The organism is Agrilactobacillus fermenti (genome assembly GCF_047943045.1).
Taxonomy (GTDB): Bacteria; Bacillota; Bacilli; order Lactobacillales; family Lactobacillaceae; genus Agrilactobacillus; species Agrilactobacillus fermenti.
Genome location: NZ_CP181347.1, coordinates 1,924,960 through 1,940,707, shown reverse-complemented (window position 1 = coordinate 1,940,707; position 15,748 = coordinate 1,924,960). Strand labels below are relative to the sequence as shown.

The 15,748-nt window shown below is 44.8% G+C and carries 9 protein-coding genes, 10 tRNA genes and 3 rRNA genes; all 22 read left to right on the top strand.

Translation table 11 applies throughout. From position 1 onward, the window contains the following. The first annotated feature begins 12 nt into the window (after positions 1–12). Positions 13–285, top strand: a complete 273-nt coding sequence (locus ACNAN0_RS09790; protein ID WP_230913172.1) for an RNA-binding S4 domain-containing protein — start codon at positions 13–15, stop codon at positions 283–285. Positions 286–369: 84 nt separating this feature from the next. Beyond that, positions 370–768: an FtsB family cell division protein gene (locus ACNAN0_RS09785; RefSeq protein WP_230913171.1), complete on the top strand. Its 399-nt coding sequence runs from the start codon at positions 370–372 to the stop codon at positions 766–768. 182 nt (positions 769–950) lie between these two features. Continuing rightward, positions 951–1,424, top strand: coding sequence for a S1 domain-containing RNA-binding protein (locus ACNAN0_RS09780; RefSeq protein ID WP_230913170.1), 474 nt, complete (start codon positions 951–953; stop codon positions 1,422–1,424). A 149-nt stretch (positions 1,425–1,573) separates the two neighbouring features. Then, positions 1,574–2,989 (top strand): tRNA lysidine(34) synthetase TilS, encoded by a 1,416-nt coding sequence (gene tilS / locus ACNAN0_RS09775; RefSeq protein WP_416353166.1) that lies wholly within the window; start codon positions 1,574–1,576, stop codon positions 2,987–2,989. Positions 2,990–2,993: 4 nt separating this feature from the next. After that, complete coding sequence (hpt, locus tag ACNAN0_RS09770; RefSeq protein ID WP_230913168.1) at positions 2,994–3,533, top strand: hypoxanthine phosphoribosyltransferase; 540 nt, start codon at positions 2,994–2,996, stop codon at positions 3,531–3,533. A 76-nt stretch (positions 3,534–3,609) separates the two neighbouring features. Beyond that, positions 3,610–5,760, top strand: coding sequence for an ATP-dependent zinc metalloprotease FtsH (gene ftsH / locus ACNAN0_RS09765; RefSeq protein ID WP_416353165.1), 2,151 nt, complete (start codon positions 3,610–3,612; stop codon positions 5,758–5,760). A 122-nt stretch (positions 5,761–5,882) separates the two neighbouring features. Next, entirely contained in the window at positions 5,883–6,767 is an 885-nt protein-coding gene (gene hslO / locus ACNAN0_RS09760) for an Hsp33 family molecular chaperone HslO (protein ID WP_230913166.1), read from the top strand. Between the two features lie 79 nt (positions 6,768–6,846). Beyond that, on the top strand, positions 6,847–7,848 hold the full coding sequence (gene dusB, locus ACNAN0_RS09755; RefSeq protein ID WP_330166067.1) for a tRNA dihydrouridine synthase DusB: 1,002 nt from the start codon (positions 6,847–6,849) through the stop codon (positions 7,846–7,848). Positions 7,849–7,874: 26 nt separating this feature from the next. Beyond that, positions 7,875–9,383 carry a lysine--tRNA ligase gene (lysS, locus tag ACNAN0_RS09750; RefSeq protein ID WP_416353164.1) on the top strand — a complete coding sequence of 503 codons (1,509 nt, stop codon included), beginning with the start codon at positions 7,875–7,877 and terminating at the stop codon, positions 9,381–9,383. Positions 9,384–9,791: 408 nt separating this feature from the next. Continuing rightward, positions 9,792–11,351 (top strand): 16S ribosomal RNA (locus tag ACNAN0_RS09745). A 163-nt stretch (positions 11,352–11,514) separates the two neighbouring features. Then, positions 11,515–14,425 (top strand): 23S ribosomal RNA (locus tag ACNAN0_RS09740). Between the two features lie 77 nt (positions 14,426–14,502). Continuing rightward, positions 14,503–14,619, top strand: a 5S ribosomal RNA gene (rrf, locus tag ACNAN0_RS09735). Together the 16S, 23S and 5S rRNA genes with 10 tRNA genes alongside form the textbook arrangement of a ribosomal RNA operon. Positions 14,620–14,626: 7 nt before the next feature. Next, a tRNA-Val gene (locus ACNAN0_RS09730) sits at positions 14,627–14,699 on the top strand. A 2-nt stretch (positions 14,700–14,701) separates the two neighbouring features. Next, positions 14,702–14,774: transfer RNA gene (locus tag ACNAN0_RS09725), tRNA-Lys, on the top strand. A gap of 12 nt (positions 14,775–14,786) precedes the next feature. Beyond that, positions 14,787–14,869, top strand: a tRNA-Leu gene (locus ACNAN0_RS09720). 19 nt (positions 14,870–14,888) lie between these two features. Continuing rightward, positions 14,889–14,961, top strand: a tRNA-Thr gene (locus ACNAN0_RS09715). A gap of 5 nt (positions 14,962–14,966) precedes the next feature. After that, positions 14,967–15,038 (top strand) — tRNA-Gly (locus ACNAN0_RS09710). Positions 15,039–15,053: 15 nt separating this feature from the next. Further along, positions 15,054–15,139, top strand: a tRNA-Leu gene (locus tag ACNAN0_RS09705). A 5-nt stretch (positions 15,140–15,144) separates the two neighbouring features. Further along, positions 15,145–15,218 (top strand) — tRNA-Arg (locus ACNAN0_RS09700). A gap of 4 nt (positions 15,219–15,222) precedes the next feature. Further along, positions 15,223–15,296, top strand: a tRNA-Pro gene (locus tag ACNAN0_RS09695). Positions 15,297–15,321: 25 nt separating this feature from the next. Continuing rightward, positions 15,322–15,393: transfer RNA gene (locus tag ACNAN0_RS09690), tRNA-Gly, on the top strand. 15 nt (positions 15,394–15,408) lie between these two features. Beyond that, positions 15,409–15,482 (top strand) — tRNA-Pro (locus ACNAN0_RS09685). Positions 15,483–15,748: the final 266 nt, after the last annotated feature.

Here is a 15,748-nt window from a genome sequence, read left to right as displayed (position 1 = left end):
GGAGGATGACTCATGCGGTTAGATAAATTTTTAAAGGTGTCACGGATTATTAAGCGGCGGCCAGTTGCTAAGCAGATTGCTGATCAAGGGCGAATCCTGATCAACGATAAGGTTGCGAAATCTTCTAGTGAAGTGGCCGTTGGCGATCAATTAGAGATTCGGTTTGGCAATCGTACGTTAGTTTTAAAAGTCAATAATCTCAGAGATTCGACTAAAAAAGAAGATGCGGCTGAAATGTATACAACGATTTCAGAAAATTATCGGCAAAATGATAATTTTATCTAAAGATTTTTAAAGCCGTTTCATTGAAAATTCTGAGTGCGTTATACTGTTTTTTATAAGTATGAACGTATTTCGGGAGAATTAGCCATGATTGAGAAGAATATGGATTCGGAAAACGTAAAATCACTGAATAACGATTTTACAAAAATACAAACTTTAAAAAATATCAATGATCGCCGTAAACAATATGTTCGACAAGTGCATAAGCGACGACTTTATCTGATTGCGATTCTTTTGAGTATTGTGACGGCTTTTCTGGGGCTACAGATTTTTCAAACCCATCGGAATACCCAACAGCTTCAAAGTCAGGTGCAAATGAGTAAGACACAACTACAGAAAGCTCAAACACAGAATACAGATCTAAAGCAAAATGTACAGCAATTGAATAATGCTGATTATTTGGAAAAAGTCATTCGAGAAAAGTACTACTACTCTAAACCAGGCGAAATTATTTTTAGCTTGCCTGGTGATAAACCTCAAAATTAATTTTGTAATGGTCTATGCTGCTGCGGCTTATTAGCACTTAGGCCTTTTGTGGGTTTAAATAATTGGCCTATCTATTTTCTGGATTTGGTTTTGATGTGAGAAATTTTATTATTTAGGGTTGAACACTTTTCTCTAAATGCTATACTTATTGATACACAAACTAAGGAGGACTTTTCAGTTTTATGTCGATCGAAATTGGCGCGAAAGTTAAGGGCAAGGTTACAGGGATTACAAATTTTGGGGCGTTTGTTGATCTAGGTGATCATCAAACTGGTTTAGTGCATATTAGTGAGATCTCTGATAGCTATGTCAAGGATATTCATGATGTTTTGGCAGTTGGTGATGAGGTCACAGTCAAAGTGCTTTCCATGAAAGATGGTAAAATTGGTCTTTCGATTCGTAAAGCTCAGGACAAACCAAACCCTGTTGCGGCTACCAATAACACGAACACGCACACCCATAGTCATCCGCAACACAGATCACAAGGACATCGTAGCTCCAGCTCTAATCAATTCAGTTCAAAAAACAGTAATAACAATGGTAAGGATTTTGATTCATTGTTGTCTGGCTTTTTGAAGGAAAGTGAAGATCGCTTAACATCGCTTAAACGTAATACTGAAGGTAAACGTGGCGGTCGTGGCGGTCGTCGCAGCTAGACTCGACACCAACAAATTGATCAGGACTCTACAAGTTACGTATCAGTGATAGCCCAATTTGTACTGACGGTTCATGACAAGATTTTTGTTGTGAGACCGTCTTTTTATTTGCTTACTTAACCATTGAGTTTAAACTCGTTTATTTAGAGATGGAAGGTGATTATGACGTGATCGATTTGCAGAATCACTTTGAGCAGCATATTCAGCAAGAAAGACTCTGGACGAGAACGGACCGCTTGCTTCTTGCAGTTTCTGGCGGTGTTGATTCCATGGTATTGTTAGACTTAGTGCGTCATTTGCCCACGCCGCAGCGGCCAAAATTTGCGGTAGTTTATGTGGACCATCATTTACGCGCTCAGAGTGTACTTGAAACCGAGTACCTCAGTGACTATCTGCAGCAGCATCAAATTCGCTTTTTTAAAGCTGATTGGCTGCCGGAGATGCACCCTAAGTCTGGTGTCGAAAATGCAGCGCGTCAATTCCGTTATCAGTTTTTTGCGGAAGTTATGCAGCAGCAGCATTATAATATTTTGGTAACAGCACATCATAGTGATGATTTAGCAGAAACAGTTTTGATGAACCTTACGCGTTCTGGTGAATTATCGGCGATCAATAGCTTAAAGTCACAGCGGATCTTTGCAAGTGGCCGATTGGTAAGACCGTTGTTGGGATATACGAAGCAAATGTTAGCGACTTATGCGCAAAAGCGGGCCCTACATTTTTTTGAAGATGAAACTAATGCTAGTGACCAGTATTTTCGCAATCGTTTGCGGCATCATGTGATCCCACAGTTAAAATCAGAAAATCCTCGGTTTAATCAACATATCAATCAATTTAATGAAGACCTAACCGATGTGTTAGCTTTACAAAAGACATTCGCACCTGTTCTTTTTGAACGTGCACAAATTAAAGTTACGGCTGGGGCGATCACTGGTAAAGTACAAAAACTACAAACATTTGCACCAGGGATACAAAAACAGTTGTTACGCCTCGCTTGGCAGATTTGTTTTCCCGAAGCTGGCTTAAAGCAAAGCCAGCTCCAAGAAATGGTGGCATTAATCGATCAAGTGCGGCCGCAAGCAACTTTGAACTTAGCAGATCAGTTGATTTTTAGAAAAGTTTATGATCATTATTTAATCAAAAAAAATCAGTCTCAAGTGCCACGTAATGATGCTGTAATTGCATTAAAATTAAATCGTTGGCACCAAATTTCTGCGACTGAACGCGTGGGCGTCTTTGCATCTAATCAAGGACAAATGCAACGTAGCCAATCAGGAATTATCATGAGACCGATCGAGCTGACTGGGGCAGATTTGCCAATCGTGGTTAGGCATCGTTTGCCTGGTGATAAATATTTATTGGCGAATGGGCATCATGGCAAGCTTAAAAAATTGTTTATTGATGCGCACGTGCCCCAAAGTCAACGTCAAGGTTTCTGGCTGTTTTGGTCCCAAAAACAATTGTTATGGATTCCAAATTTCCGTACCTTTCAATTGTTTCGATCCAGCGGAACTGATAAAATGAAATTCATATTGTGTTATCAGCAAAAGCCTAAGGAGAAGTAATTGCATGCAAAATGATGTACTTGAGGTCTTATACTCAAAACAAACCATTGCCGCGAAAGTTCAGGAACTTGGTACTCAGATCAAGCAAGATTATGCCGGCAAGAACCCGTTGATGATTGGTGTTTTAAAGGGCGCCATTATCTTTATGACGGATCTTATTCGCGAAATCGATGATTTTGTGGAAGTAGATTTCATGGATGTATCTAGTTATGGGGACGCTACAGTTTCTTCTGGCGAGGTTAAAATTCTTAAGGATCTGGATACATCTGTTGCTGGGCGTGATATTATTATTGTTGAGGATATTGTTGATAGTGGTCGGACGCTGGATTATTTGATCAAGTTGTTTGAAACTCGAGCCGCAAATTCAGTGGCTATTTGTGCTTTAATGGACAAGCCAGAAGGCCGCATCAAGAATGTTCGTGCTGATTATGTCGGTTTTAGCGTGCCAGATGCCTTTGTGGTTGGCTACGGACTAGACTATGCCGAAAGATATCGCAATTTACCTTATATAGGTATCTTAAAACCTGAAATTTATGAAAATTAAATCATTCGTCAGCTTTCAAGGTTTGTGCTATCATGCATTTTATAGAGACTGATCAAAACAAAATAGGAGGTACCGTATGAAGAATAAAAAAAATGGACTATTTGGTAATAGTCTGTTTTACATTTTTATTTTTGTGGTCATTATTGCGATTGTCGGCTGGTTTGTCGGGAATAACAATAATCAAGCAACGTCACAAACTGTAAGCTCCTCGACGTTTGTGAAAGATTTACAAGATAATAAAGTTAAATCTTTCTCAATTCAACCATCTAATGGTGTTTACAAAGTGACGGGGACTTACCGCAAACCACAAAAGATAAAACAAAATAATAACAGCTTTGGTCTACTTTCCGGTAAGAGCAATAGCACCGCATCAAATTTTAGTACGACTGTTCTATCATCTGATTCATTAGTCTCACAGATCAATCAATCGGCTAAAAGGCATAATGTGGCTATCAATACCAGTGAGGAGTCACAGTCTGGTCTATGGCTGACGATTTTGTCCATGATTTTGCCATTCATCCTTGTGTTCGTTTTCCTATACATGATGATGGGGCAAGCAGGACAAGGTGGTGGCGGCAATGGTCGGGTAATGAACTTTGGCAAATCCAAGGCTAAACCACAAGACCCTAAGAAGAACAAAGTTCGTTTTTCTGATGTTGCTGGTGCCGAAGAAGAAAAACAAGAATTGGTCGAAGTTGTCGAATTCTTGAAAGATCCACGGAAGTTTGCTTCGTTAGGCGCTCGTATCCCAGCGGGTGTTTTACTTGAGGGCCCTCCTGGTACTGGTAAAACTCTGCTTGCACGTGCCGTTGCTGGTGAAGCTGGCGTGCCATTCTTCTCGATTTCTGGTTCAGATTTCGTAGAGATGTTTGTCGGTGTTGGTGCCAGTCGTGTCCGTGATTTATTCGAAAATGCTAAGAAAAATGCACCATCGATCATTTTCATTGATGAAATTGATGCCGTTGGTCGGCAGCGTGGGGCTGGACTTGGCGGCGGTCATGATGAACGTGAACAAACGTTGAATCAATTGTTAGTTGAAATGGATGGATTTACTGGTAATGAAGGTGTTATTGTCATTGCCGCAACCAACCGTTCAGATGTACTGGATCCAGCGTTACTGCGTCCTGGTCGTTTCGACCGTAAAATTTTAGTTGGCCGTCCTGATGTTAAAGGTCGGGAAGCAATTTTGAAAGTCCATGCTAAAAACAAACCATTTGCGAATGATGTTGATTTGAAAGAAATTGCACATCAAACACCTGGTTTTGTTGGTGCTGACTTGGAGAACTTGTTAAACGAAGCGGCTTTAGTTGCCGCACGGCGTAGTAAGACCAAGATAGATGCTTCTGATATCGATGAGGCAGAAGATCGTGTGATTGCTGGGCCAGCCAAAAAAGATCGCGTGATTGCACCGAAAGAGCGGCACATGGTTGCCTATCATGAAGCTGGACATGCGATTATCGGTTTAGTTTTAAGTGATTCACGGGTTGTTCGTAAAGTAACGATTGTCCCTCGTGGTCGCGCAGGCGGTTATGCGATCATGCTACCTAAAGATGATCAATTCTTGATGACTAAAAAGGAACTTAATGAACAGATTATTGGGTTGCTTGGTGGTCGTACAGCTGAAGAAATCATCTTTAATAGCGAATCTAGTGGGGCATCTAATGACTTTGAACAAGCGACTCAAATTGCTCGAAGCATGGTCACCCAATATGGGATGTCCACTAAACTTGGGACAGTTGCCCTTGAGAGTAGTGGGGCACCGTTCGTTGGTGCTGAATATGGCCAAGGTCCAGCTTATTCGCAAGATACAGCAGCAGCTATTGATAATGAGGTTCGGCGGATCATTGATGAAGCCCACCAAAAGGCTCATGATATTATCGAATCTCATCGTGATCAACATAAAGCTATTGCTGAAGCATTGCTGAAGTATGAAACGCTTAATGAGAAGCAAATTCTCAGCCTGTATAATACGGGTAAGATGCCAGCTGACGAATCAACAGATGAATTTCCAAGTGAAAGTGCAGCCACTTTTGAAGAAGCTAAAAAAGCGGCTGAAGCAAAAGATATGCACAAACAAGCATCTGAAGATACTGAAGTTAAGCAAACCGAGTCTGATACTTCGAAGTCTGCGGATCAATCACCACAGACTGATCATTCAAAGACAGATACACCATCTGAAACAGCAACACATGATGATTCAGAGCATGATCCTAAAAATGAGCAGTAATTAAAAAAGATTGAAATTTTTACAAAAGTTGAGACAATGTTGGTTGTCTCAATTTTTTTGTATACAATTAGAATGATAGGTCGTTATTTTAGATGACAAAGAAAATAGGAGTGTCGTAAAACGTGAGTGATTATTTAACTAAGGCAATTAGTAATGATGGATTATTGCGGGCCTACGCCGTTGATGCCACTGAGTTAGTTCAAGAAGCCCAGCAACGTCATGATACTTGGAGTGCTTCTTCAGCAGCCATGGGACGTTCAATGGTAGGTACCTTATTGATCAGTACAGCTACATTGCAGGGTGAACAGAAGCTGACGACTCGAGTTGTTGGTGATGGACCTGTAGGGGCAATTGTCGTGGATGGCAATGCTAATGGCGATATTAAAGGTTACGTGCAGCACCCTCAAGTGAATTTACCTTTGAATCCGGTGGGCAAGATCGACGTACGTCGTGCAGTTGGCACCAAAGGCATGCTCAGTGTGACTAAAGATTTAGGTTTAAAAGAACCTTTTACTGGACAAGTACCCTTAGTTTCTGGGGAATTAGGTGAGGATTTTACTTATTATTTAGCAAAATCCGAGCAGATTCCATCAGCAGTCGGCTTATCCGTTTTTGTTAACGCCGATAATACCATTGGCGTTGCCGGTGGCTTTATGATTCAGGTTTTACCCAACGCTGATGAAACACAATTAAGTCAAATTGAACGTAATATTCGCGATCTGCCACTGGTATCTGAGCTGTTGCGTCAAGGAGATACCCCAGAGAAAATCATTGAGCGTATTTTAGGCAAGCATCAGTTCAAAATCCTTGAGCAAATGCCAGTACAATTTAAATGTGATTGTTCAAAGGCACATTTTGGCGACGTCATGGTATCGCTTGGCAAAAATGAATTGCAAAAAATGATTGATGAAGATGGCGGCGCTGAAGCAGTTTGTAAGTTCTGTGGTAATAAGTATGAATATTCCGTTGCTGATTTGCAGGCGCTGATCGTCCAGAGTGAAGGTTAATTTTTTTGATATAGAACCTTGTTTTGTGTTAGGATTGTTGCTATCAGTGTGAACTTTTTGACTAGGAGGTCAATGAATAGTGGAGTGGAAAATCGGTGACGTAACGATTCCAAATCAGATTGTGGTTGCGCCTATGGCAGGTATTACCAATGCTGCATTTCGAATTACCGCTAAAGAGTTTGGTGCCGGACTTGTTGTCTGTGAAATGATCAGTGATCGTGGCATCATGCATCATAACCAAAAAACAATGAGCATGTTATTTGTCGACCCTAATGAACACCCAATCAGTATCCAAATTTTTGGTGGTACGAAAGAAACTTTAGTGCAAGCAGCTGAATTCATCGATCAAAATACCAGTGCCGATATTATTGATATTAATATGGGCTGCCCAGTAAACAAAGTCGTTAAGACTGATGCCGGCGCACGTTGGTTATTAGATCCTGACAAAGTTTATGAGATGGTAAAAGCCGTTGTTAGCAATGTACACAAACCGGTTACGGTCAAGATGCGTACCGGTTGGGATGAAGATCATATCTTAGCGGTTGAGAATGCTTTAGCTGCACAAGAGGCGGGCGCCAGTGCTTTAGCAATGCATGGTCGGACACGAAAACAGATGTATACAGGACATGCTGATTGGGACCTTTTAGCGAAAGTGAGTGCGCAGTTAACGATCCCGTTCATGGGTAATGGTGACGTTCGAACACCTCAGGATGCTAAACGTATGCTGGATGAAGTTGGCGCGGATGCTGTTATGGTCGGCCGCGCCGCTTTGGGCAATCCTTGGGTTCTCAAGCAGATGCTGGCTTATATTGAAGATGGTGAGTTACTGCCCGAACCAACACCTAGAGAAAAAATCGAAACTGCAAAGCTACAATTGGGCCGTCTAGTTGACCTAAAAGGTGAAAAAATCGCTGTTCCTGAATTTAGACAGCAGGCAGCCTATTACCTCAAAGGCATTCCGCGTGCTGCGAAAACGCGAGCAAAAGTGAATTCAGTTATGACGCGTCAAGAAGTTATCGATATCTTGGATGATTTTGTTACACAAACAGAAGCACGGGAACAGCAAAAAGCTGTCCATTAAATCTATATATTTAGGAGTGGGATGCATTGGCAAAGAATGAAAGTAAAGAGATGAACGATCAACTCCGAGTTCGGCGGGAAAAACTGCAAGAACTCATTGATGAAGGCATTGACCCCTTCGGACATCGTTTTGAGCGCTCGGATTTGGCTCGTGATTTGGAAGAGAAGTATGGTGCGCAATCCAAAGAAACATTAGAAGAACACCCAATTGTCGTGACGATTGCTGGCAGAATGCAAACGAAACGTGGTAAGGGCAAGGTTGGATTTGCGGATATCCATGATCGTTCAGGAAAAATTCAAATCTATGTGCGTAAGGATGTTGTTGGTGAAGAAAACTATCACATTTTTAAGCGTTCTGATTTGGGTGATTTTCTAGGTGTTGAAGGTGAAGTTATGCGGACGGATACGGGAGAGTTGACGGTCAAAGCAACACATGTCACTTTTCTATCCAAGGCATTACGGCCATTACCAGATAAATATCACGGTCTAACTAACGTAGAACAAAAGTATCGGCAGCGTTATTTGGATTTGATTGCCAATCCAGATAGTTTTGAGCGTTTCATGAAACGTACCAAAATTATTAACGCAGTTCGGACTTATTTGAATCAAAATGGGTTTACAGAAGTAGAAACACCAGTACTGCATACGCAAGCTGGTGGCGCTGCTGCCCGGCCTTTTGTGACACACCATAATGCATTGGATATTGACCTTTATTTACGGATTGCTTTGGAATTACATTTGAAGCGACTGATTGTTGGTGGGATGGAACGTGTATACGAAATCGGCCGCGTATTTCGTAATGAAGGTATCGATACAAAGCATAATCCTGAGTTTACCGAATTAGAAAGTTATGCGGCATACTTTGATTTTACTGATGTTATGGATGAGACTGAGGGTATTTTTCGGCAGGCTGCCAAGGCAGTTGATGATTCTGGTAAAGTTACCTATCAAGGTGAAGCGGTCGATCTAGATAAGCCATTTAAACGAATCCATATGGTGGATGCGATCAAGTCTGTGACTGGCGTTGATTTTTGGCCTAAGATGTCCTTAGAAGCAGCACAGAAAATAGCTGACGAACATGGTGTACATTATGAAGCTTATTGGCAAGTTGGGCATATTATTAATGCGTTCTTTGATGAATTTGTTGAAGACACACTTAAAGAACCAACCTTTATTTATGGGCACCCAATTGAAGTTTCACCTTTAGCTAAGAAAAATAAAGATGATGACCGCTTTGTTGATCGGTTCGAATTATTTATTTTGGGTAATGAGTATGCCAACGCCTTTACGGAATTAAATGATCCGATTGACCAACGGCAGCGTTTTGAAGCACAAGCAGCTGAACGTGCTGCTGGTAACGACGAAGCGCAGGGCATTGATGAAGACTTTGTGGAAGCATTAGAATACGGTATGCCGCCAACTGGTGGATTGGGTATCGGAATTGATCGTTTAGTTATGCTATTAACAGATGCACCATCTATTCGAGACGTTCTTTTGTTTCCAACAATGCGGCCAGAAAGTACAGAACAGGATTAATCAGTTAACAGCTGAAACTTGCTACATTGCAGGTTACAGCTGTTTTTTTATTTTTCAGAACATTTTTTGATTTTTTTAGTGACATTACAATGCATAGCTGGTATACTGTTTCTTGCGCCAAAAAAGATTGTTATTCTATGTTGGCCGGTTCGATTACATATTGGTATAGCGTTTGATCTTAAAAAAAAGATGAAATTTTATGTTGACATTTTGTTTCGAACTTGATATATTATTATAGTTGTCTGATTGAGTTAATCACTTGCTGATAGCCTTTCAGCAACAAGGTGGACCTTTGAAAACTGAACAAAGTTTCGATAATCAAATGTGCAGGCTAGACCTTTTGGTCTAACAAACATTTGCGAAGTCAATTCGCTAGCAACAAATAATAATGAGTCACAAACTTGAACTTTAGTTGAGAGTTTGATCCTGGCTCAGGACGAACGCTGGCGGCGTGCCTAATACATGCAAGTCGAACGAGAAACTTCTACCGAGTGCTTGCACTCAACTGAAGTTTCGAGTGGCGGACGGGTGAGTAACACGTGGGCAACCTACCCTAGAGCGGGGGATAACATTTGGAAACAGATGCTAATACCGCATAACAACCAGAAACGATTGTTTTTGGTTTGAAAGATGGTTTCGGCTATCACTCTAGGATGGGCCCGCGGCGTATTAGCCAGTTGGTGAGGTAACGGCTCACCAAAGCAATGATACGTAGCCGACCTGAGAGGGTGATCGGCCACATTGGGACTGAGACACGGCCCAAACTCCTACGGGAGGCAGCAGTAGGGAATCTTCCACAATGGACGAAAGTCTGATGGAGCAACGCCGCGTGAGTGAAGAAGGGTTTCGGCTCGTAAAACTCTGTTATCGAAGAAGAACGAGGGTAAGAGTAACTGTTTACCCTGTGACGGTATTCGATCAGAAAGCCACGGCTAACTACGTGCCAGCAGCCGCGGTAATACGTAGGTGGCAAGCGTTGTCCGGATTTATTGGGCGTAAAGCGAGCGCAGGCGGTCTTTTAAGTCTGATGTGAAAGCCTTCGGCTCAACCGAAGAAGTGCATCGGAAACTGGGAGACTTGAGTGCAGAAGAGGAGAGTGGAACTCCATGTGTAGCGGTGAAATGCGTAGATATATGGAAGAACACCAGTGGCGAAGGCGGCTCTCTGGTCTGTAACTGACGCTGAGGCTCGAAAGCGTGGGTAGCAAACAGGATTAGATACCCTGGTAGTCCACGCCGTAAACGATGAATGCTAAGTGTTGGAGGGTTTCCGCCCTTCAGTGCTGCAGCTAACGCATTAAGCATTCCGCCTGGGGAGTACGACCGCAAGGTTGAAACTCAAAGGAATTGACGGGGGCCGCACAAGCGGTGGAGCATGTGGTTTAATTCGAAGCAACGCGAAGAACCTTACCAGGTCTTGACATCCTTTGTCAGTCTGAGAGATCAGATGTTCCCTTCGGGGACAAAGTGACAGGTGGTGCATGGTTGTCGTCAGCTCGTGTCGTGAGATGTTGGGTTAAGTCCCGCAACGAGCGCAACCCTTATGATTAGTTGCCAGCATTCAGTTGGGCACTCTAGTCAGACTGCCGGTGACAAACCGGAGGAAGGTGGGGATGACGTCAAATCATCATGCCCCTTATGACCTGGGCTACACACGTGCTACAATGGATGGTACAACGAGTTGCTAGACCGCGAGGTCATGCTAATCTCTTAAAACCATTCTCAGTTCGGATTGCAGGCTGCAACTCGCCTGCATGAAGCTGGAATCGCTAGTAATCGCGGATCAGCACGCCGCGGTGAATACGTTCCCGGGCCTTGTACACACCGCCCGTCACACCATGAGAGTCTGTAACACCCAAAGCCGGTCGGGTAACCTTTTAGGAGCCAGCCGTCTAAGGCGGGACAGATGATTAGGGTGAAGTCGTAACAAGGTAGCCGTAGGAGAACCTGCGGCTGGATCACCTCCTTTCTAAGGAAAAATTACGGAAAGTCTGCACATGTCGAAACTTTGTTTAGTTTTGAGAGGTCTACTCTCAAACACTTCGTTCCTTGAAAACCACATATCATGAAATATTCTAATAACCGAGAATCAACTGTGTATTAAATTGCCGAACGACCAGCACGAAGTGCTAGGTCAAGTTAACAAGGGCGCACGGTGAATGCCTTGGCACTAGGAGCCGATGAAGGACGGGACTAACACCGATATGCTTCGGGAGCTGTAAGTAAGCTTTGATCCGGAGATTTCCGAATGGGGAACCTGACTATCCTGATCGATAGTTGGCCGTCAGTGAATTCATAGCTGGCGGCAGGCAGACGCGATGAACTGAAACATCTCAGTAGTTGCAGGAAGAGAAGAAAACTCGATTCCCTGAGTAGCGGCGAGCGAAAGGGAAGAGCCCAAACCAGGATGCTTGCATCCTGGGGTTGTAGGACTGAACATTGGAGTTACCAAGCGGCGGCTTAGCCGAATGACCTGGGAAGGTCAGCCAGAGCGGGTGAGAGCCCTTAGGCCAAAGGCCGCTGCCTCCGTTCAGGATCCTGAGTACGGCCAGACACGTGAAATCTGGTCGGAATCTGGGAGGACCATCTCCCAAGGCTAAATACTCCCTAGTGACCGATAGTGAACCAGTACCGTGAGGGAAAGGTGAAAAGCACCCCGGAAGGGGAGTGAAATAGTTCCTGAAACCGTGTGCCTACAAGTAGTCAGAGCGCGTTAACGCGTGATGGCGTGCCTTTTGTAGAATGAACCGGCGAGTTACCTTTGCTTGCGTGGTTAAATCAGAAAGATGGAGCCGCAGCGAAAGCGAGTCTGAATAGGGCGCAAGAGTAAGTAGAGGTAGACCCGAAACCAAGTGACCTACCCATGTCCAGGTTGAAGGTGCGGTAAAACGCACTGGAGGACCGAACCCACGTACGTTGAAAAGTGCGGGGATGAGGTGTGGGTAGCGGTGAAATTCCAAACGAACTTGGAGATAGCTGGTTCTCTCCGAAATAGCTTTAGGGCTAGCCTTGATGTAAGGATCACGGAGGTAGAGCACTGTTTGGACTAGGGGCCCGTCTTGGGTTACTGAATTCAGATAAACTCCGAATGCCGCTGATCTATCATCAGGAGTCAGACTGCGAGTGATAAGATCCGTAGTCGAAAGGGGAACAGCCCAGATCACCAGTTAAGGTCCCAAAATCTATGCTAAGTGGAAAAGGATGTGGAACTGCGCAGACAACTAGGATGTTGGCTTAGAAGCAGCCACCATTCAAAGAGTGCGTAATAGCTCACTGAGTCGAGTGGTCCTGCGCCGAAAATGTACCGGGGCTAAGCATAGTACCGAAACTGTGGATGGACACCGATGGTGTCCGTGGTAGGAGAGCGTTCTAAGGGCGGAGAAGCCAGATCGTGAGGACTGGTGGAGCGCTTAGAAGTGAGAATGCCGGTATGAGTAGCGAAAGACAGGTGAGAATCCTGTCCACCGTATGACTAAGGTTTCCTGGGGAAGGCTCGTCCGCCCAGGGTTAGTCGGGAACTAAGATGAGGCCGAAAGGCGTAATCGATGACAAGCAGGTGGAGATTCCTGCACTGGTCTGCTCCGTTATGAGTGATGGAGGGACGCAGGAGGCTAAGGAAAGCATGCCGCTGGATGTGTATGTCCAAGCAACAAGTCGGGGACTGAGTCAAATGCTTAGTGCTAACGACAAGTTGTGATGGGGAGCGAAATTTAAGTAGCGAAGTTCCTGAGGTCACACTGCCAAGAAAGCTTCTAGCCAGAAGCAGACCACCCGTACCGCAAACCGACACAGGTAGTCGAGGAGAGTATCCTCAGGTGTGCGAGAGAACTCTCGTTAAGGAACTCGGCAAAATGACCCGTAACTTCGGGAGAAGGGGTGCTGACCGCAAGGTCAGCCGCAGTGAAAAGGCCCAAACAACTGTTTATCAAAAACACAGGTCTCTGCTAAATCGAAAGATGACGTATAGGGGCTGACGCCTGCCCGGTGCTGGAAGGTTAAGAGGATCAGTTAGCGTAAGCGAAGCTGAGAATTGAAGCCCCAGTAAACGGCGGCCGTAACTATAACGGTCCTGAAGGTAGCGAAATTCCTTGTCGGGTAAGTTCCGACCGCACGAAAGGCGTAATGATTTGGGCACTGTCTCGAACGAGAGACTCGGTGAAATTATACTACCCGTGAAGATGCGGGTTACCGCGACAGGACGGAAAGACCCCATGGAGCTTTACTGTAGCTTGATATTGCGTGTTGGTACAGCATGTACAGGATAGGTAGGAGCCGTAGAGCTCGGAACGCTAGTTTCGAAGGAGGCATTGGTGGGATACTACCCTTGCTGTATGAACACTCTAACCCGCGCCACTAAGCGTGGCGGGAGACAGTGTCAGGTGGGCAGTTTGACTGGGGCGGTCGCCTCCTAAAAGGTAACGGAGGCGCCCAAAGGTTCCCTCAGAATGGTTGGAAATCATTCGCAGAGTGTAAAGGTAGAAGGGAGCTTGACTGCGAGACAGACAGGTCGAGCAGGGACGAAAGTCGGGCTTAGTGATCCGGTGGTTCCGTATGGAAGGGCCATCGCTCAACGGATAAAAGCTACCCTGGGGATAACAGGCTTATCTCCCCCAAGAGTCCACATCGACGGGGAGGTTTGGCACCTCGATGTCGGCTCATCGCATCCTGGGGCTGTAGTCGGTCCCAAGGGTTGGGCTGTTCGCCCATTAAAGCGGTACGCGAGCTGGGTTCAGAACGTCGTGAGACAGTTCGGTCCCTGATCCGTCGCGGGCGTAGGAAATTTGAGAGGCGCTGCCCTTAGTACGAGAGGACCGGGTGGACATACCGCTGGTGTACCAGTTGTGCCGCCAGGCGCAGAGCTGGGTAGCTATGTATGGACGGGATAAACGCTGAAAGCATCTAAGTGTGAAGCCCCCTCGAGATGAGATTTCCCATTCAGTTAATGAAGTAAGACCCTGAGAGATGATCAGGTAGATAGGTCAGGCGTGGAAGTGCTGCGAAGTATGGAGCGGACTGATACTAATCGGTCGAGGACTTGACCAAAAGAACGGCAAGCAGAAGATTCAAGGGTAAAGAAGACATGATATGTGGTTTTGAGGGCACGAAGTGCTCAGGAGAAGTGCGGTGGCGATAGCAAGAAGGCAACACCTGTTCCCATGCCGAACACAGAAGTTAAGCTTCTTAACGCCGAAAGTAGTTGGCGGGCAACCGCCTGCGAGGTTAGGAAGTCGCCGCGCTTTAGATGGAGGTTTAGCTCAGCTGGGAGAGCATCTGCCTTACAAGCAGAGGGTCACAGGTTCGAGCCCTGTAACCTCCATTGAGTCGTTAGCTCAGTTGGTAGAGCATCTGACTTTTAATCAGAGGGTCGACAGTTCGAGCCTGTCACGACTCATTGCCAGATGATGCGGGTGTGGCGGAATTGGCAGACGCGCTAGATTTAGGTTCTAGTGTCCGAAGGACGTAAGGGTTCAAGTCCCTTCACCCGTACTTGGTAATAGGAAATAATGCCGACTTAGCTCAGTTGGTAGAGCATCTGATTTGTAATCAGAGGGTCGGGCGTTCGAATCGTCTAGTCGGCATTTATGCGGAAGTAGTTCAGTGGTAGAACATCACCTTGCCATGGTGGGGGTCGCGAGTTCGAATCTCGTCTTCCGCTTTAACCAGTCCCAATGCCGGGGTGGCGGAACTGGCAGACGCACAGGACTTAAAATCCTGCGGAGAGTGATCTCCGTACCGGTTCGATTCCGGTCCTCGGCATATATGCACCCATAGCGCAATTGGATAGAGTGTCTGACTACGAATCAGAAGGTTGTAGGTTCGACTCCTACTGGGTGCATCATCGGGAAGTAGCTCAGCTTGGTAGAGCACCTGGTTTGGGACCAGGGGGTCGCAGGTTCGAATCCTGTCTTCCCGATTGAGTTTTATAATTTAATAGTTATGCGGAAGTAGTTCAGTGGTAGAACATCACCTTGCCATGGTGGGGGTCGCGAGTTCGAATCTCGTCTTCCGCTTTTTTTCTATGTTTTCGGGAAATAGCTCAGCTTGGTAGAGCACTACGTTCGGGACGTAGGGGTCGCAAGTTCAAATCTTGTTTTCCCGATCAGAATTTAAATGTATAAAGTGGCCAGGACATTTTGTCTATGGCTTTTTTTATTGGAATATATATTGCACTGGCAGTTTCTGTGTCGCAAAACGACGGCATAAAACTTTAATTTTTCAAAAATAGTCGTTATAATACGATTTTATAGTATAAGCCTAAACACTTGTAATAATTTTATGTCATTGTATAATGAATAAACTACGAATTTTAGGCTTAACTTACAAAGCTGGTGCTTTGTAACTATCCAATGTCTGTGAGATACTTCC

Excerpts from the sequence above, each read along its gene's own strand:
- ACNAN0_RS09790 (WP_230913172.1), top strand. The coding sequence starts at position 13 with ATGCGGTTAGATAAATTTTTAAAGGTGTCACGGATTATTAAGCGGCGG.
- ACNAN0_RS09785 (WP_230913171.1), top strand. The coding sequence starts at position 370 with ATGATTGAGAAGAATATGGATTCGGAAAACGTAAAATCACTGAATAAC.
- ACNAN0_RS09780 (WP_230913170.1), top strand. The coding sequence starts at position 951 with ATGTCGATCGAAATTGGCGCGAAAGTTAAGGGCAAGGTTACAGGGATT.
- tilS (WP_416353166.1), top strand. The coding sequence starts at position 1,574 with ATGGAAGGTGATTATGACGTGATCGATTTGCAGAATCACTTTGAGCAG.
- hpt (WP_230913168.1), top strand. The coding sequence starts at position 2,994 with ATGCAAAATGATGTACTTGAGGTCTTATACTCAAAACAAACCATTGCC.
- ftsH (WP_416353165.1), top strand. The coding sequence starts at position 3,610 with ATGAAGAATAAAAAAAATGGACTATTTGGTAATAGTCTGTTTTACATT.